Origin of the sequence: Corynebacterium ulceribovis DSM 45146 (assembly GCF_000372445.1) — a bacterium.
In the GTDB taxonomy this organism is placed as follows: Bacteria; Actinomycetota; Actinomycetes; order Mycobacteriales; family Mycobacteriaceae; genus Corynebacterium; species Corynebacterium ulceribovis.
In genome coordinates this window covers 334,266-350,588 of record NZ_AQUY01000002.1, presented here as the reverse complement: position 1 = coordinate 350,588, position 16,323 = coordinate 334,266, and the positions used below count along the sequence as shown (strand labels likewise).

Sequence of the window (16,323 nt, the reverse complement as noted above, 5' to 3'; positions counted from 1 at the left end):
CGTGGCAATCTAGAATCATGACCGGCCCAATTGTTGCCGTTTGCGGCACTATCCGCCTGAACAGGCATTTTCGTGTTCACCATGCCCCTGCCAATGGTGAGCGCGTTGTCGGAGAGACAGGGATGATGCGTTTGGGTGGCCGCGGCGCCAACCAAGCCGTCGCGGTGGCACGTTCTGGTGTCCACGCCAAGCTTTTCGGTGTCGTCGGTGATGACACCACCGGCGACCGCTGCCTTGAGGTGCTCCGCAAGTACGAGGTCGACACCACCAACGTCCGCGTCATCGCCGGAGCCCACACCGCTGAGGTCTTGCGCCTCAACGCCGAAGACGGCACCACCGCCACCGTTGAGGTCAGCGACATTGACCGGTTGAACTCCCCCATTGAGCTTATTGACGAATTGAAGACCGCTAACGTGATTTTGGCTCAAGGCGGCTTATTTCCGAGCGTCACCCGCGAACTGGCCAACTTGGAGTTTGGAGGTCGCTTCGTGTTGAACCTCACCCCGGTGCGCGGTGTGTATAAGGACACTTTTGCTCACGCCGATCCGCTCATTGTCAATGAAGTGGAAGCCACCGAACTGCTCGATACCCTCGCGCCCGACAAAGGATTGACCGCGGAAACAGGCCCAGTCGCACTCGCGGAGGCACTTCGGGACTATGCCAAATCAGTGGTAGTCACATTCGGCGCTCGTGGTTGCGTCTTCATTGATGGCGCAGACGCGGAAATGTACTTTCAACCCAGCAGCCAGCTCGAAGTGCCGCTAGACAATGTTGGTGCTGGCGACGCCTTTGTTGGCGCACTGGCCGCCCGCTTGGCACGTGGCGCGGACCTCCATCACGCGGTCCGGTTTGGTTCAGCAGCCGGCGCACTGGCAACTCGCCGGCATGGCATGGTGGCCTCTTTCGGTGATGCGGAGCAAGTTGAAGAGCTGGCTGCAGAATTGCCACCTGCGGTGCTGGTCACAGACGATACTGACCTGCACCGCGCTCAACGGTAGTACGGCGCATAACCGCGTAAGATCAAGGCCATGGACGACTTCAGCATGCCCCCAAATCCTTACGAGGATCCGCACGGCGACTCGTTGCACAATAAACGTCAACAAGCTCAAATGGCCTTGGAAAAGATGGTCGGCCGCGGTGAGCTCACCTTGGCGGGGTACAGCGACCGCGCGGACATGATTTGGTCCACCCAAGATGCCACTGAGCTGGACAAAATCATTCACGAGTCCCGCACCACTGAAGTCGAAGCGTATGTTGACCCGCTCGCACCAGTTCTGCAACCGTCTGGGTGGCAGATTGTCAGCGACGTCAAACGCCAAGGCCAATTCCGGCTACCTGCCTACACGAAATGGAATTCCGTGATGGGCGATGTGAAGCTGGACCTGCGCGAAGCTCTTGTGGAACAGCGCGTTGTCGAGCTCGACCTCAACCTCATCTTTGCCGACATGACGCTGATTGTGCCGGCCGGCACCGACATCCACTGGGATGTACAGACCATTTTGGGCGACCAGAAAATGCGTCACGGGCGGGAAGATACCTTCGGTGGGTTCATCAACCGTCTCATTGGTGGACCAAAAGGCGGCATCATGGGCCGCGAAGTAGTCAAAGCATCGCGGCCAGCGCAGCGCCTCGTGGTGCGGATTACCGGACGGACTTTTGCCGGCGATATCAATGTCCGCGTTCTGGACGACATGGAACCGGCACCACTGTTCTAGCTTTTACCCACGAGTTTTCGCCTACGCTTGGGGTCATGAGCACCCCACAGATTCCCCGCGTCCTGTCCATTGCCGGCACTGACCCCACTGGCGGTGCTGGCATCCACGCCGACCTGAAGTCCTTCGCCGCCAATGGCGCCTACGGCATGGCAGTGGTCACCGCCCTCGTTGCGCAGAACACCGAGGGCGTCCGGTCGGTGCATATTCCACCGGTCGAGTTCCTGAAAGAGCAGCTTGAAGCTGTCTCTGATGATGTCACCATTGATGCCGTCAAAATTGGCATGTTGGCCACCACCGACATCATTGACACCGTCGCCGAGTGGCTGGGCAACACTCACCATGGTCCCGTCGTTTTGGACCCCGTCATGGTGGCCACCTCTGGCGACCGACTACTGTCCGCGGAAGCCGAAAGCGCACTGCGCCGACTTTTGCCCGACGCGGACCTCATCACCCCGAATGTGCCGGAGCTGGCGGTGCTGGCCAAGCGCAAACCGGCCGAAACCTGGATGGATGTTATTGACCAGGCGAAAACCGTGGCTGAGCGCTACAATGTTCAGGTGCTTGCCAAGGGTGGTCACCTAGACTCCACCACTGTCTACGATGCATTGGTGTCGCCAGAGGGAGAAGTCACTCAACTGGAAGCGCCACGTGTCGATACCCGTAACACGCACGGCACCGGCTGTTCCCTATCCTCTGCCGTCGCTGCGCTGTACCCACAGACCAAGGACTGGGCGCAGGCAGTGGCGCAAGCCAAACAGTGGCTCACCGAGTCGTTGCGCGCCGCGGATGACCTCAACGTTGGGCGTGGGCACGGGCCGGTGAACCACTTTGCGACGTTGTGGGCTGCTGAGGCTTAGCGAACCGGCAAATTGTCGACGATCTCAATGTCAGTGCCGTCTTCCCGCTCGTGTGTTTTCAGCACAAAATGTGGGTCGTAGACGGCTACGTCGGCACCGGATTCTTCCAGCGCAGTGATGCCGTCCAGCAGGATTCGGCTACCAGCAACGCGGGCGCGCCGCACCTCCGTCAAATCGACAATAATGCGCTCATTGGGCAGTTCCCGAGGGAGCACTTCCCATAGCAGTTCCTCGGCAGCAGAGAAGTTCAATGTGCCCTGCACATGGATGGTGGTGGTGTAGCCATCGGAAGTGATCTCACGCAGCGCATCACCACCAAACGGTTCAGTGGCCATGAGGTGCAGCCCCATGTCTTTCGACAGCTGCTCAAACACTCGGACACCGCGAACCGAGTTGCCTTTGCTATCTAGACGTGGCGAGAACGTCGCAATGCCCAACTGGCCAGGCAGCGTTCCCAAAATACCGCCGGAGACACCAGATTTCGCCGGGATACCAACGTCAAACAGCCACTGCCCTGCGCCGTTGTACATCCCAGCTGACACCATTACTGACTGCACTTGGCGGCAAATCTCTGGCTTTAGCACTTGTTTGCCGGTACGCGGCTGGACGCCACCGTTGGCCAAGGTGGCACCCATGACTGCGAGGTCACGGACGTTGACCAAAATCGAGCACTGCTGAACATAGCTGAAGACCGCATCATGGGCGGTGTCGTTGATGATGCCGTAGCTACGCAGCATATGCGCCAGCGATAGGTTACGGTCCGCCCCGGCGAATTCGCTTTCACACAGACCGTGGTCGATTTCCAGCTCGCGGCCGGCCAGGTCCGACATGAACTCCAAAATGAGCGCTATCCGGTCCTCAGTCGTGGACTCTTCGCCGTTAATCAACTGGTTCACGGCAATTGCGCCCGCGTTAATCATCGGATTCATCGGCCGGTTCGTGTCCCCTTCAAGGGACAACTCATTGAAGTCTTCGCCAGACGGTTCCGTACCGACGGTTTCCATCACCGTGTCCAAACCGCGGTCCTTCAACGCCAATGCGTACATGAAGGGTTTGGAGATGGACTGGATGGTGAACATTTCCTGGTCATCACCAGCGGAGTAAATGTTGCCATCAATGGTGCAGATAGCCATCCCGAGGAGGTCCGGCGTTGCGTCACGCAGTTCAGGGATATACGACGCCCGCGAACCCGAAATATTCGGGCGGGCAACGTCGAGCATCTTCTTCAGATAGTCCTGAACTGGTGTGCGCAAGTGGAAACTCCTTCGTGGTTAGGCAATAGTTTCCAGGCTACGCTTCTACAGCAGATTAATGGACACTAAATGGACGCATTGGGCCATTAACGCAAAAACACCAGGCAGAAAATCTTCTGACCTGGTGACTTGCTCCCCCAACTGGACTCGAACCAGTAACCCTTCGATTAACAGTCGAATGCTCTGCCATTGAGCTATGGGGGAATGTTCATTGCCGATGTCCTGGCAACGAGACATTACTTTAACCTCAACCAGCGCGGCCACCAAATCAGCAGGTCACAGCGGTGAAATTCGCCCCTGACTGGCGCGGCTATCCCTCACCTTTGGCCCGCTGCAACAGAATTCGCCGATACTGCTCCAACGCCATCAAATCTGCGAACACCTGGTTGTACTGTTCTGGGTCATCATCGGGGCGCATCCGCTGCAGCCGCGCCTTCAATTGCGTGATCTGCTCGGACACCCACGATTCCTGCAGCCGCGCCAGCACACTACCGGCATAGGGCTCCAGATTCTCCACATCCTGCGCCACATAGAGCGGTTCCACCGCCAACTCTGATACCAGCGAAGACAGCATCGGATCGCCCACCTGCGCGGACACTGCCTCCAAGTAGGCCACCGAACCAAGCGATGCCCCGCCGGCGCCTCCACCAACCGCCAACACTGCTTCTGCAAGCTGGCGATACACCGGCGCGCCAAATACATCCGTCGGCAACTGATCGAAATAGCTGGCCGTCGCTGCCGGTTCCTGCAGCACCAGCTTCAACGACTCACGCTGCACCCACAGGTGTGGGTCCTTCGGGTTTGGCCGCGGCATCGCAATTACTGCGCCGCCGCTGGCGCTTGCCCCGCCGAGCTGGTTATCGTCAACAAGCTCCTTGCGGCGCTTTAATTCTGGGGCCTTACGCGGACCGCGTTTGGCTTCCTGCCGCACCCGCTGCACCACCTCAACCGTGTCTGGCCACCCAGCCCAACCTGCAAGCTGCCGGGCGTATTCATCGCGCAGGGAACGGTCACGAATGCCGGCCACAATCGGTACGGTACGGCGCAGCGCTTGAATCCGACCGTCGGGTGTGGCGAGGTCGTAGTCCGCGAGCACATGCTTGACCACAAACTCGAACATCGGCACGCGGCGCTCCAACATGTCGCGCACGGCAGCATCACCACGCTCTAGGCGCAGGTCACACGGATCCATACCATCGGGCATCACCACGACATAGGACTGGCCAGTAAACAGCTGGTCACCTTCAAATGCCCGCAGTGCTGCCTTCTGCCCCGCCTCGTCACCGTCGAAAATGTAGATCAGTTCACCGCGGAAGTAGTTGTCGTCGAGCATCAAGCGGCGAATCAGCTTCAGGTGTTCATCGCCGAAAGCGGTGCCACAGGACGCCAGCGCCGTCTGCACCCCGGCAGCGTGCATGGCCATCACGTCTGTGTAGCCCTCCACGATGACGGTGCGGTGCTGCTCGGCAATCTGCTTCTTCGCCAGGTCAAGGCCAAAAAGCACCTTCGACTTTTTGTACAGCATCGTCTCTGGGGTGTTCATGTACTTGCCCAGATTGTCGTCGTCGTAGAGTTTGCGGGCGCCGAAGCCGATCACGTCGCCCGCAAGGTTTCGGATTGGCCACAGCAGTCGACGGTGAAAACGGTCAATTGGGCCGCGCCGCCCCATTTTGGACAGCCCAGCCGCTTCCAGTTCCTTAAAGTCGAAGCCCAGGCGAATCAGGTGCACTGTCAGGGTGTCCCACCCGTCGGGGGCGTAGCCGCAGCCGAACTCCTGCGCCTGCTCCCCACTGAAGCCACGGTCCTGCAGGAACTTCCGCGCCGTTTCCGCTTCGTCGCTTTTCAGCTGGGTGGCGTAGAAGCGTTGTGCTTCCCGGTTTGCGGCGAGCAGTCGCTGCCGGTTCCCGCCTGCTTCTTGACGGACTGGGCCACCGCCCTCGTAATTGATGCGGTAGCCAATACGGTCCGCGCAGGCCTCGACAGCTTCTGGGAAGCTGAGGTGCTCCATTTCCATCAGGAAGTTGAAGACATCGCCACCTTTGCCCGTGGAAAAGCAGTGGTAGTAGCCGTGATTGGGGCGGACATGGAAGCTGGGGGTCCGCTCGTCCTTGAACGGGCTCAAACCTTTCAGGGAGTCGGCGCCACCGGGTTTGAGCTGCACATATTCGGCGACGATTTCCTCAATCGCGGTGCGATCCCGGATCGCCGCAATGTCCGAATCAGGGATTCGACCTTTTCGTTGCGGCGCTGCGTTCATAGGTGCCACTCTAGACTTGCGCGAAGTCGCCAGCTGAGTGGGCGTGGACTCAGATGAATCCGGCTACTTTTCAGCAACCCGAACCTTTGCAGCTGGATCCAGCTTCGCGGCCTTCGCCACCGCTGCAGCGACTGTGCCAGCGACTCGATCATCCAGCGGCGACGGCACAATGTAATCCGTTGCAAGCTGATCACCGACAATGCCCGCAATCGCTTCAGCCGCTGCGAGCATCATCGACGGCGTGATGCGGCGGGCACCAGAATCAAGCGCACCACGGAAAATCCCCGGGAACGCCAGCACATTATTGATCTGGTTCGGCAAATCCGACCGGCCAGTAGCAATGACTCGGCCGTACTTTTCTGCCAGAGCATATGGAATTTCTGGGTCCGGATTAGCTAGCGAGAACAAAATCGGTTCCGGTGCCATGCCAGAGAGCTGCTGCTCGGTAATCGTGCCGGCGGACACACCAATGAATACATCCGCGCCGCGCAACGCAACGCCAGCATCGCCGTGCAGATTGCGTGGGTTCGTCAGCTGCGCCAACTCCTGCTTCACTTCATTAAGCGGCGACCGATCCTTGTGGATAATGCCACGTGAATCCAGCACGGTGATGTCCTGGACTCCGGCCTTGAGCAGCATCCGGGTAATGGCCACGCCAGCAGCGCCTGCACCAGAAATCACTACGCGGAGGTCCCCGAGAGCTCGGTCGGTGAGCTTACAAGCGTTAACCAGCCCGGCAGTCGTCACCACGGCGGTGCCGTGTTGATCGTCGTGCATCAACGGAATATCCAGCGTTGAAGTCAAGCGCTCCTCGAGCTCAAAACACCGTGGCGCGGAAATGTCTTCCAGATTAATCGCGCCGAACGATGGCGCCAGCGCCGTAATGACTTGCACCAGCTCCTCCAAGTCCTGCGTGCCCAGCACAATCGGAACAGCGTTCAGGTCACCGAAGGTCTTAAATAGCTGTGCTTTGCCTTCCATCACCGGCAGTGCACCGGCTGGACCAATATTGCCCAGACCCAACACTGCTGACCCGTCCGAAATAATGGCGACATTCCGGCCAGCCCACGTCAGTTCCCGCACCAAGTCAGGATCGTCCTGGATGGCCGAACATACTCGGGCAACACCAGGGGTGTACGAAACGGACAGATCACGTTTGCTTTCCAGCGACAGCTTCGAGCTGACTTCTAGTTTGCCGCCTCGGTGGGCGCTGAAAATCTCTTCGTCGGTAATGCCTGCAGGCAAGTTGTTGGTCACAGCTTCACTTCTTATGCGCAGTTCACCGGCGCATTGTCGGCCGCACCCGCGGTAGGCACGTCACCCTGCGACTTTACCACCGAGCTAGCTGACGAAACCCGCGCGATACACTAGAACGCATGGCACCACGCGGCACCGAACACCCCACTCCACACAACGGCAGCACAAGTAAAAGCGGCGGTTTTTTGAAGAAAAGCGGTGGCGCCGCCGCTGTCATCTTGGCGCTGCTAGCCGCAGCTTTCGGAACGCAACAAGCCACCTCTCATGATGCCGATAACGCAGATCAGGCAAACACAGCAGAAAGTTCAGCGTCGAGCGCGACGTCATCAACAGCCCGAAAACCGGGCCCCAAACCGTCAACAAGCCCCAAAGTGCACCCCAGCAATGCCGACGACGGGGTGTGTCCCCTGGTGGAACTGCCTGCCGAAGCGGAAGTGAAGATTGAGGGGATTCTGGCGGGCGACCCGATGATCAGCCCGGAAGATGGGAAACATTTCGGCAACTACGAAGGGCTGCTGCCGAAGGAAAAGAGCAGCTACTACCGCGAATACACCGTGCAAAAACCGGGGCTGAATCACCGCGGACCGTGGCGCATTGTTGTCGGAGGTGGCACGAAAACTGACCCTGACACGTGGTACTTCACCTTCGACCACTTTGAAACCTTCTGCGAAATCACTGACGCCGAAGGCTAAGTGGCCCGTACCGGCTAACCCCACGCAGTGGTGATGCCGAAAGCATGCTTATCCAAGCGCTCCAGACGCGACTCAGTGAGCGAAGCAATCTGGTCGACAATAATGCGCAGGCACGCAAGCTCATCGCCGGCCTCAGCCGCGCGGATATACGCAGCCTGGAAAACCGGGTCCAACGTGCCCGGCGCGCCTGCCGACAAATAATCGCCCACCCGGAAAATCCGGTCCCGTTCCCGCTGCTGACGGGTGGTATGCGCCGGCAAATCCATCACATACAGCACCGCGATGGACTTCAAAATGATGACTTCCGACTCCACAATCGGCGGGATAATGAAATCCGTGGCGTAGCGGCCAATACCGGCATCGGGGTCGCCGCCAGCGGCTGTCCATGCCTGGCGGGTTGCGGACACCGACGCAGTGACGAAACGGCCCACCAGCTCTGACGTCATCCGCTTGAGTGCCACCACTGCCTGCAATGACCCATCGAACTCGGCGGCGGCCTGCACCACTGGCAGATCCGCCAGCCGACCGGCAGCTTCCACCAGCTCCGCGGCATCACCACCGAAAGCCTGCGCGCCGCGGTCAGCCAACGCCGCCAACTCCACGGTGTCCCACAGCACGTTCAGATCAATGCGGCCGGAAACAATGCCGTCTTCCACATCGTGCACGGAATAGGCGACATCGTCTGACCAGTCCATGATTTGCGCTTCCAAACAGCGACGCTCCCCTGGCGCCCCATCCCGGATCCAGGCCAATACGTCGGCGTCCTCGTCGTAGGCGCCATATTTGCGACGAATACTGCCATCGTCATTCCAGCGGGTCCACGGGTATTTGCAGGCTGCGTCCAAGGCCGCGCGAGTCAGGTTCAGGCCACGGGGGTCGCCCTGATTGTCCAGGACTTTTGGCTCTAGGCGGGTCAGGATTCGCAGGGTCTGCGCGTTACCTTCAAATCCGCCGCATTCGGCAGCGAACTCGTCGAGGGCGCGCTCCCCATTGTGGCCGTAGGGCGGGTGACCAATGTCATGACACAAGCCTGCCAGTTCTGCGAGGTCTTGGTCGGCACCAAGGTCCGCCGCGATCCCTCGCGAAATCTGGGCGACTTCCAGCGAGTGGGTGAGCCGAGTGCGGGGCGTATCGCCATCGTGCGGGCCAACGACCTGGGTTTTGTCGGCAAGTCGGCGCAGCGCAGCTGAATGCAGGACGCGGGCGCGGTCGCGGGAAAATTCAGCCCGGTTTTCCGACAACCCAGGTAGCAGCGATGCTTTCTGTTCGCTATCGAGGAAACGGGCCTGGTCTTCGGCAGAATAACGGTACGGAATCATGATGAACCAATTGTGCCTGAGCAATTGCGATTATTGTGGGATGCATGCGACATGTTGCTGACAAAAATTCCACGTCAACCCCATTTTTGATTCGAGTCGGTGCAGCTGCCGGTATCGGAGCGGTCATGAGCATCGGCGGCGCGGCTTGGGGCGCTTTCCCGGGCGCGGTGGCGCAGACCCCCGCCGCGGGAATTACCGAAGTCAGCATGCCCGCTGGACAGCACACCGTGTTAGCGTCCGCGCCGCAGCTTTACCGCCAGTCCGTCACTGATGAATCCGGGGTGCTCAGCGACTCCGATATTAGCGACCTAGAAGCGCGGATTACCGAGACCGAAGCCGATACCGGGAAAATGGTTTTCATCGTTTTCGTCGATAGCTTCGATGGTTTATCCGCCGATACGTGGGGCCAGCGTGCCTATGATGCCAACGCAGCCGACAACCTCGTGCTCGTTGCAGTCGCGGTGAAAGATGGGTTTTACACCGTCAAGGGCGGCGCCGATTTAAGCCAGTCCGAAGCGCAAGAAATTGGTACGGCCATGTCTTCCGACCTGCGGGCGAAGAATTGGGCTGGGGCGGCACAAGCAGCGATTAACCAGGTACAACATGGCGATGACTTCAACGCCGTGCCTCTTGCTGTCGGTGCCGGTGGCGCTGCGGTCGTCGGTGGCGGCGCCTTCTGGTGGGCTCGCCGCAACCGTAAACGCCGCACGACCGCGCAAGTCGGCGACGCCCGGAATATCAACCCTGCTGATACCAATGCACTGCACCAGCTCGATGTCGATGTCCTTGACGAGTTGTCCAAGGAAGAATTGGCCTCCACCGACGAATCCATTCGCCGCGCAGAAACTGAACTGCAGATGGCTACCGCGGAATTCGGCCCGGAGCGCACTCGCCCACTGTCGCAGGCCCTTGCCCAGTCCCGCCAAGCGTTGGCGGAAGGTTTTCAGCTGCGGCAGCGCCTTGACGATTCCATCCCGGAAAGCCAGCAGGAGCGCCGCGACATGATGGTGACCATCATTAATCGTTGCGGTACCGCCGATGACGCGCTGGACAGCCAAACTGAAGAGTTCGGCAAGATGCGCGAAATGATGCTGAACAGCGACAGCAAATACACGGAACTGACGCAGCAGCTGGTGGCACACACCAGCCGCCTTCCCCAGGTGCGCACCACCCTCGACGGTTTGAAGCAGCGCTACCAAGAAAACGTGCTGGCTTCCATCGCCGATAACCCCGAGGTGGCCGAAGAGCTGCTGCATGAAGCCGACGATGCGTTGAACACTGCCCTAGAAATCCGTAAGCAGCCAGCCGGCCAGCAGGCAGGGCTTTTGGACGCATTGACCGCCGCAGAAACTGCCTTGAATCAAGCTGCCACCAACATGGACAACGTGGACCGTGCGGAAGAACGCATCCTCGAGGCACGCCGCCAGATGGACAGCCTGATTCAGGAGGTGGCAGAGGAGATCCGGCAGGCCGATGCCCTGCTCATGGATGCGCAACGCCCAGGATCGACCATTGACGTCGCCAAGCTCGGTGCGGCGCGGAAGGCTGCGGACGCTGCCTTGACGGACGCCCGCAACCGTGGCGAACAAGAGCCACTGGAGACATACTCCACGCTGCTAGACGCTGACGCCACCTTGGACATTGCCTTGGCAGAGGCGCAGGACGCCAAGCTGGACCAACAGCGCAGCATGCAGCTGCTTGGCAAGCTGAAAAATGATGCGGCCGCGCAGATTGGTGCTGCAGACGACCTGATTTCCTCGCGCGGGCGGATTATTGGCGGCAAGGCGCGTACGTCGCTGCACACCGCTAATCAGCACTTCGACAATGCGCTGCGGTTGGAAAGCACTGGCGACCTCCACAGCGCTATTGGGGCCGCGCAGGAAGCGCAGCGCGCCGCGAAGGATGCGACCAGTCGTGCGCAGCGCGACATCCGAAACTTTGATGCGCAGCAATTCGCCGGATACGGCAGCTACGACTATGGCTACGGTCGTCGCCGCCGTGGTGGTTCCAACGCTGGGGCGTTCATCGCCGGTGCGGTGCTCAACAGCATCTTGAACAGCGGCGGCCGCGGCGGCGGCTTCGGCGGCGGAGGATTCGGTGGCGGTGGCTTCGGTGGCGGAGGTGGCGGCGGCAGCTTCTCCGGCCGCTTCTAACCGCAGCTACACCCGCAGGTCGCCTGGCCCATACGCCAGGCGCAGCACCCACGCTAAGAACAGTCGGTCGACAAACTGCGGCTCCGTGTCCGCTAGGTCACCGACCCAGGAAATCCCCACTTGTCGGTTCACGCGGTGGCGCTGCCAATGCGCCACGGTTTGCACTTCCCCGCCGGCACTGTCGGAACCGGCAATCGGCATGGCCACGGACACAATTTTCTTCCGGGAAATGACATAGCCGCGGTCGCCGCATTGCACAGACAGTCGAGATGTCGTCAGTCCCATGGTGCGTACCGAGCACGGCAGCAACTCTAGGCGTTCCCCAGTGGCGGGGCGCGTGAGCGTCACTGGCAGGTCCATGGTGACGTCCAGTCGGGGACCAAATTTCCGGTCCGCGCTGAATACGAATTCGTGCCCGTCAGCGAGCACGGTGAGTCGGTCGCGGGAGTATGTGGCCAAACAGCGGCCCGTTTCGTCAATAAGCTGCTTGTTTTGCCACTGCCACCGCGACATTTTATCCCACCTGCCAGAACAGAAACGCGATTACTGCCAAAAAGACCAGTACCCACATCACGATAGTCCGAGATGAGACGGTCCGCGCGTGGATAAGCTGCCGCGCGATAAATGCGACGGCAATCTTGGCGTCGGTATCCAGGGCTCGGCCAGCGTCGGTGTCGAACTCGATGCGTGGGTTGCGCACGGCGCGGTCCGCGGAGGTGAACTGTCCCAGTTTTTCGCCATGCACGGTCTCAAATACGAACTGCGAGGACGATTCCCGGGTCACCACCATGCCGTCACCAATACCTGAGACCGCAAAGTTCTTTGCGTCAGTGAGCTTTTTGACGGCTTGGGCCGATGTCACAGTGATGGCTTCGCCACCAATCGGGGTGATAGTCCACGGGCCAGCAGCTGGCGCGTCGACTTCCCACGAGCCTTCATCGGTGTTCACGCTGGCGGTGCCCTCACCAGAGGACACCGTGGCAATGGCGTCGCCGGACGCGGCAATCAGCGTCGCGTGGGTACGACCGTCGGCCGCGGACTGCTCGTCAAAGCGCCACGCTTCCACAATGGCATCGCCATCGCGGTAAATGCCGTAATCCGGCAGCTTCGCGGCCTGCGGCAGATCCGTGTACGGATCTTCCTGGGTTTCAGGGTTCGTGTTGAGGTCCCGCTCCAGGTCCTTGTCCGGCTCCGTCATGCGCGCTTCCTTTCGCCTTTAGCAGCCGACGAGGCGGGCAGCCAGGTAGGACTGCAGCTGGTCGATAGCCACGCGTTCCTGGGCCATGGTGTCACGCTCACGGACAGTCACAGCGCCGTCTTCCAGCGAGTCGAAGTCGACGGTCACGCAGAATGGGGTACCGATTTCGTCCTGGCGGCGGTAACGGCGACCAATCGCACCGGAGGTGTCATAGTCGACGTTCCACAGCTTGCGCAGGTCAGCGGCAATCTTCTCTGCGGTTGGGGTCAGGGTGTCCTTCTTCGACAGTGGCAGCACCGCGACCTTGATTGGCGACAGGCGTGGGTCTAGACGCAGCACGGTACGGGTATCGGTACCGCCCTTGGCGTTTGGCACTTCTTCTTCGTCGTATGCGTCAACCAGGAAGGCCATCAGGGAGCGAGTCAGGCCGAAGGACGGCTCAATCACCCATGGGTGGTACTTCTCGCCGGTGACTTGGTCGTGGTAGCGCATGTCTTCCACGGAGTGCTCGGTGTGGCATGCCAGGTCGTAGTCGGTGCGGTTGGCCACACCCATCAGTTCGCCCCACTCGTTGCCCTTGAAGTGGAAACGGTATTCGAAGTCAATGGTGCGCTTGGAGTAGTGGGCACGCTCGCCGTCTGGCACATCAAACTTGCGAATGTTCTCTGGGTTGATACCCAGGTCAACGAACCAGTTCCAGCACGCGTCGACCCATTCGTCGAACTTCTCGGTTGCCTGGTCTTCCGGCACGAAGTACTCAATTTCCATCTGCTCGAATTCACGAGTACGGAAAATGAAGTTACCTGGGGTGATTTCGTTACGGAACGCCTTACCAATCTGCGCGATGCCAAATGGTGGCTTCACACGGGAGGTCGTCATCACGTTCTTGAAGTTCGTGAAGATACCCTGCGCGGTTTCTGGGCGCAGGTATGCCAGGCCTTCTTCGTCAGCGACGGCACCGAGGTAGGTGCGCATCAGGCCGGAGAACAGCTTTGGTTCAGTCCAGTTACCTGGCTGGCCGGTTTCTGGGTCGTTGATGTCGGCCAGGCCGTTTGCTGGTGGGTGGCCGTGCTTAGCTTCGTAGGCCTCCAGCAGGTGGTCAGCGCGGTAGCGCTTGTGGGTGTGCAGCGATTCGACCAGTGGGTCGGTGAAGGTTGCCACGTGGCCGGATGCTTCCCACACTTGGCGCGGCAGGATGATGGACGAGTCCAAGCCGACAACGTCGGCGCGTGCCTGTACGAAGGTGCGCCACCACTGGCGTTTGATGTTTTCCTTCAGCTCTACGCCGAGTGGACCGTAGTCCCAGGCAGAGCGAGTACCGCCGTAGATCTCACCACAGGGGTAGACCAGACCTCGGCGCTTGGCCAGGTTTGCAACGGTATCGACAATCGACTTGTCAGCCACGGGGCGTCTCCTTCATCCAACTTAGCGTTTAGACATACACGAACAACCCTATATTGTCACCGATTGCACCGATGCAGTCAGGCCGACGTATTCTTTTGACAAGTGAAAGTTTGAGGTATCAACAATGTCATCTGCTTCGTCTCCTGCTTCAGCTACTGGTCCTGAGGGCGTCGACCGCTCCGAGCAGAAGGCCCCGCGCCTGGGAGCCCGCAATACCAAGCAGCGCGACGCCGTCTACCAGGTTCTCACCCAAGAAGAACGTTTCTTGTCGGCCAAAGAGGTCCACAATAAATTGCTCTCGCAGGGCACCAAGGTGGGGTTGGCTACCGTCTACCGGACGTTGCAGGCCATGGCCGATTTAGAGCTTGTTGACGTTTTGTTCAACCAGCAAGGGGAAGCAAAATACCGGTTCTGCGAGAGCAATGAACATCACCATCACCTAGTGTGCACGGAATGTTCCGCCAGCGTAGAAATCGACGGTGGCCCAGTGGAAGCCTGGGCGGAACAACTTGCCGAGCAAAACGGCTACACCAAAACTGGCCATGTCGCCGAAGTATTCGGCGTCTGTGCCGAATGCTCCGAGGACGAGAAGAAGTAGACCAGTAGCGGCCGTGTGCGCGCCGCTACTTCGGCACGGGGTTATTTAGCACGGGGTTATTTTTTCACGCCACCGAAACGTCGGTCGCGGCGCGCAAATTCGCTCACCGCATCAAACAGGTGCTCGCGGGTAAAGTCCGGGAACAGCACATGCTGGTACACCATCTCGGCGTACACCGACTGCCACGGCAGGAAATTCGAGGTGCGCATCTCCCCCGATGGCCGCAAAAACAAGTCGACATCTGGCATCTCTGGGACATACATGTAGCGGCTCACTACGTCCTCGGTGATATCGAGTCGGCGTAGTTTCCCAGACTGCACATCGTCAACAAGCGAACGGATTCCATCAGTGATTTCGGCCCGGCCGCCATAATTAACGCACATCGTCAAGGTCAGGCCGGTGTTATTCGCCGTGATCTTTTCGGCCCGCTCGAGCTCCCGAATCACCACCCGCCACAGTCGCGGTCGGCGGCCAGCCCAGCGCACGCGCACATTTTTGCTGTGCAGCTCATCGAGCCGACGACGCAGCACATCGCGATTAAAGCCCATGAGGAAGCGGACTTCATCCGGGGAGCGCCGCCAGTTCTCCGTCGAAAACGCATACGCCGACAGGTACTCCACGCCCAGTTCCCGGCAGGCATCTACCGCATTCATCAGCACCTGTTCGCCACGTTTATGGCCCTCGGTGCGCGGCAAGCCACGTTCCTGCGCCCATCGACCATTGCCATCCATCACCAGCGCAATATGCTTCGGGATGAACTCCTGCGGAATCGTCAATGCCGGATGGGATTCCGGGGAAGTTGCTGCGTGCTGCTCAGTCACTTGTTCCTCACTCACGTGTTCATTGTGCCAGGCATCTGCACCTCAACGAAGTTCAGTGCCCGCACTCCGCGTTCCAAATGCCACTGCACCAAACCCTGCACCAACGTCCGAGCGCGCGCGACAATATCCATAAATCCTGGCTCAGTTGCGGCTGCATCGACAGCGGGCCACGCGTCATTGGCCAGCCACCACATCAACCGAACAGCTTCCGGTGGCGGAGTTGCGGCGCCTGGTGGTCGGCATTGCACACACACTGCCCCACCGCTGGGCGCATGAAACGCGGTATGTGGGCCCGGCGCGCCGCACTGGCTACAGTCCACCAGCGACGGCTGCCACCCTGCAAGCCCCATCGCTTTGAGCAAGTAGGAGTCCAGCACCAGCGCCGGCATCCGGATGGTGCGGGCAATTTCAGCCAACGCAGCCCGCGTGAGTTGCCACAATTCATGCTGTGGGCCATGCACCTCGGCGGCAAAACGTTCCGCCGACTCAAGTACTGCACAGGCTGCGGTGTACTTCGGGTAATCATCCACAATGGCCGCCGCCCAGGTTTCCACGGTGTCGGCCTGAGTGATGGTCGCTAAACTGCGGCCGGGGTAAAGCTGGACGTCAATGTCGGTGAAGGGGTCAAGCCGAGAGCCAAATCGGCTGCGAGTGCGGCGCACACCTTTAGCTACCGCCCGCACCAGCCCATGGTCCTGGGTCAGCAGCACTAAAATGCGGTCTGCTTCACCGAGCTGATAGCGGCGGACCACCAGCGCTCGATCCCGATACCCACGCATAGAAAACCAGCTAACCCCCA

The 16,323-nt window shown here is 59.8% G+C and carries 15 protein-coding genes and 1 tRNA gene; 6 read left to right on the top strand and 10 right to left on the bottom strand.

Features of this window, described 5'->3' with window-relative positions:
* Positions 1-17 precede the first annotated feature (17 nt).
* From A3EC_RS11735 to thiD, 3 genes are read left to right on the top strand one after another with little or no spacing between them, the layout of a single operon-like run.
* A complete protein-coding gene (locus A3EC_RS11735) occupies positions 18-998 on the top strand; it encodes a PfkB family carbohydrate kinase (protein ID WP_083879990.1) in 981 nt (326 codons plus the stop codon).
* Positions 999-1,028: 30 nt separating this feature from the next.
* Positions 1,029-1,715: a LiaF domain-containing protein gene (locus A3EC_RS12485; RefSeq protein ID WP_051061025.1), complete on the top strand. Its 687-nt coding sequence runs from the start codon at positions 1,029-1,031 to the stop codon at positions 1,713-1,715.
* Positions 1,716-1,750: 35 nt separating this feature from the next.
* Entirely contained in the window at positions 1,751-2,572 is an 822-nt protein-coding gene (thiD, locus tag A3EC_RS0107235) for a bifunctional hydroxymethylpyrimidine kinase/phosphomethylpyrimidine kinase (protein ID WP_018024512.1), read from the top strand.
* On the opposite strand, the gene A3EC_RS0107230 is transcribed toward thiD, so the two are convergent.
* The 4 genes from A3EC_RS0107230 to A3EC_RS0107215 form a co-directional block, all read right to left on the bottom strand.
* Positions 2,569-3,825: a glutaminase gene (locus tag A3EC_RS0107230; protein WP_018024511.1), complete on the bottom strand. Its 1,257-nt coding sequence runs from the start codon at positions 3,823-3,825 to the stop codon at positions 2,569-2,571. The two genes, thiD and A3EC_RS0107230, sit on opposite strands and share 4 nt — an antisense overlap.
* A 132-nt stretch (positions 3,826-3,957) precedes the next feature.
* A tRNA-Asn gene (locus A3EC_RS0107225) sits at positions 3,958-4,029 on the bottom strand.
* Positions 4,030-4,135: 106 nt separating this feature from the next.
* Positions 4,136-6,082 carry a DNA primase gene (dnaG, locus tag A3EC_RS0107220; protein ID WP_018024510.1) on the bottom strand — a complete coding sequence of 649 codons (1,947 nt, stop codon included), beginning with the start codon at positions 6,080-6,082 and terminating at the stop codon, positions 4,136-4,138.
* Between the two features lie 63 nt (positions 6,083-6,145).
* Positions 6,146-7,339, bottom strand: coding sequence for an NAD(P)-dependent malic enzyme (locus A3EC_RS0107215; RefSeq protein ID WP_018024509.1), 1,194 nt, complete (start codon positions 7,337-7,339; stop codon positions 6,146-6,148).
* A gap of 119 nt (positions 7,340-7,458) precedes the next feature.
* Between A3EC_RS0107215 and A3EC_RS0107210 the strand changes: the two genes are divergently transcribed.
* Positions 7,459-8,031 (top strand): ribonuclease domain-containing protein, encoded by a 573-nt coding sequence (locus A3EC_RS0107210; protein WP_018024508.1) that lies wholly within the window; start codon positions 7,459-7,461, stop codon positions 8,029-8,031.
* A 14-nt stretch (positions 8,032-8,045) separates the two neighbouring features.
* On the opposite strand, the gene A3EC_RS0107205 is transcribed toward A3EC_RS0107210, so the two are convergent.
* Positions 8,046-9,350: a deoxyguanosinetriphosphate triphosphohydrolase gene (locus A3EC_RS0107205; RefSeq protein WP_018024507.1), complete on the bottom strand. Its 1,305-nt coding sequence runs from the start codon at positions 9,348-9,350 to the stop codon at positions 8,046-8,048.
* 44 nt (positions 9,351-9,394) lie between these two features.
* Here A3EC_RS0107205 and A3EC_RS13105 point away from each other — a divergent pair, with 44 nt between their 5' ends.
* Complete coding sequence (locus A3EC_RS13105) at positions 9,395-11,503, top strand: TPM domain-containing protein (RefSeq protein ID WP_018024506.1); 2,109 nt, start codon at positions 9,395-9,397, stop codon at positions 11,501-11,503.
* Between the two features lie 6 nt (positions 11,504-11,509).
* On the opposite strand, the gene A3EC_RS0107195 is transcribed toward A3EC_RS13105, so the two are convergent.
* Genes A3EC_RS0107195 through A3EC_RS0107185 form a run of 3 tightly spaced genes read right to left on the bottom strand, consistent with a single transcriptional unit; the run spans position 11,510 to position 14,105 of the window.
* On the bottom strand, positions 11,510-12,016 hold the full coding sequence (locus A3EC_RS0107195; protein ID WP_018024505.1) for a hypothetical protein: 507 nt from the start codon (positions 12,014-12,016) through the stop codon (positions 11,510-11,512).
* A gap of 1 nt (position 12,017) precedes the next feature.
* On the bottom strand, positions 12,018-12,701 hold the full coding sequence (locus A3EC_RS0107190) for a hypothetical protein (protein ID WP_018024504.1): 684 nt from the start codon (positions 12,699-12,701) through the stop codon (positions 12,018-12,020).
* Between the two features lie 18 nt (positions 12,702-12,719).
* Positions 12,720-14,105, bottom strand: coding sequence for a glycine--tRNA ligase (locus tag A3EC_RS0107185; RefSeq protein WP_018024503.1), 1,386 nt, complete (start codon positions 14,103-14,105; stop codon positions 12,720-12,722).
* Between the two features lie 124 nt (positions 14,106-14,229).
* Between A3EC_RS0107185 and A3EC_RS0107180 the strand changes: the two genes are divergently transcribed.
* A complete protein-coding gene (locus A3EC_RS0107180; RefSeq protein WP_018024502.1) occupies positions 14,230-14,703 on the top strand; it encodes a Fur family transcriptional regulator in 474 nt (157 codons plus the stop codon).
* A gap of 56 nt (positions 14,704-14,759) precedes the next feature.
* Here the strand turns inward: A3EC_RS0107180 and A3EC_RS0107175 are convergent, their stop codons facing one another.
* Together A3EC_RS0107175 and recO are read right to left on the bottom strand one after the other, a co-directional pair.
* Entirely contained in the window at positions 14,760-15,434 is a 675-nt protein-coding gene (locus tag A3EC_RS0107175) for an isoprenyl transferase (RefSeq protein WP_245532971.1), read from the bottom strand.
* Positions 15,435-15,535: 101 nt separating this feature from the next.
* Complete coding sequence (gene recO, locus A3EC_RS0107170; protein WP_026162289.1) at positions 15,536-16,303, bottom strand: DNA repair protein RecO; 768 nt, start codon at positions 16,301-16,303, stop codon at positions 15,536-15,538.
* Between the last annotated feature and the right edge of the window lie 20 nt (positions 16,304-16,323).

What these genes read in the sequence shown, in the direction of transcription:
- A3EC_RS13105 (WP_018024506.1), top strand. Translation starts at nt 9,395, where the DNA reads ATGCGACATGTTGCTGACAAAAATTCCACGTCAACCCCATTTTTGATT.
- A3EC_RS0107195 (WP_018024505.1), bottom strand. Translation starts at nt 12,016, where the DNA reads ATGTCGCGGTGGCAGTGGCAAAACAAGCAGCTTATTGACGAAACGGGC.
- A3EC_RS0107190 (WP_018024504.1), bottom strand. Translation starts at nt 12,701, where the DNA reads ATGACGGAGCCGGACAAGGACCTGGAGCGGGACCTCAACACGAACCCT.
- A3EC_RS0107175 (WP_245532971.1), bottom strand. Translation starts at nt 15,434, where the DNA reads ATGGATGGCAATGGTCGATGGGCGCAGGAACGTGGCTTGCCGCGCACC.
- A3EC_RS12485 (WP_051061025.1), top strand. Translation starts at nt 1,029, where the DNA reads ATGGACGACTTCAGCATGCCCCCAAATCCTTACGAGGATCCGCACGGC.
- A3EC_RS0107205 (WP_018024507.1), bottom strand. Translation starts at nt 9,350, where the DNA reads ATGATTCCGTACCGTTATTCTGCCGAAGACCAGGCCCGTTTCCTCGAT.
- A3EC_RS11735 (WP_083879990.1), top strand. Translation starts at nt 18, where the DNA reads ATGACCGGCCCAATTGTTGCCGTTTGCGGCACTATCCGCCTGAACAGG.
- recO (WP_026162289.1), bottom strand. Translation starts at nt 16,303, where the DNA reads ATGCGTGGGTATCGGGATCGAGCGCTGGTGGTCCGCCGCTATCAGCTC.
- A3EC_RS0107180 (WP_018024502.1), top strand. Translation starts at nt 14,230, where the DNA reads ATGTCATCTGCTTCGTCTCCTGCTTCAGCTACTGGTCCTGAGGGCGTC.
- dnaG (WP_018024510.1), bottom strand. Translation starts at nt 6,082, where the DNA reads ATGAACGCAGCGCCGCAACGAAAAGGTCGAATCCCTGATTCGGACATT.
- A3EC_RS0107210 (WP_018024508.1), top strand. Translation starts at nt 7,459, where the DNA reads ATGGCACCACGCGGCACCGAACACCCCACTCCACACAACGGCAGCACA.
- thiD (WP_018024512.1), top strand. Translation starts at nt 1,751, where the DNA reads ATGAGCACCCCACAGATTCCCCGCGTCCTGTCCATTGCCGGCACTGAC.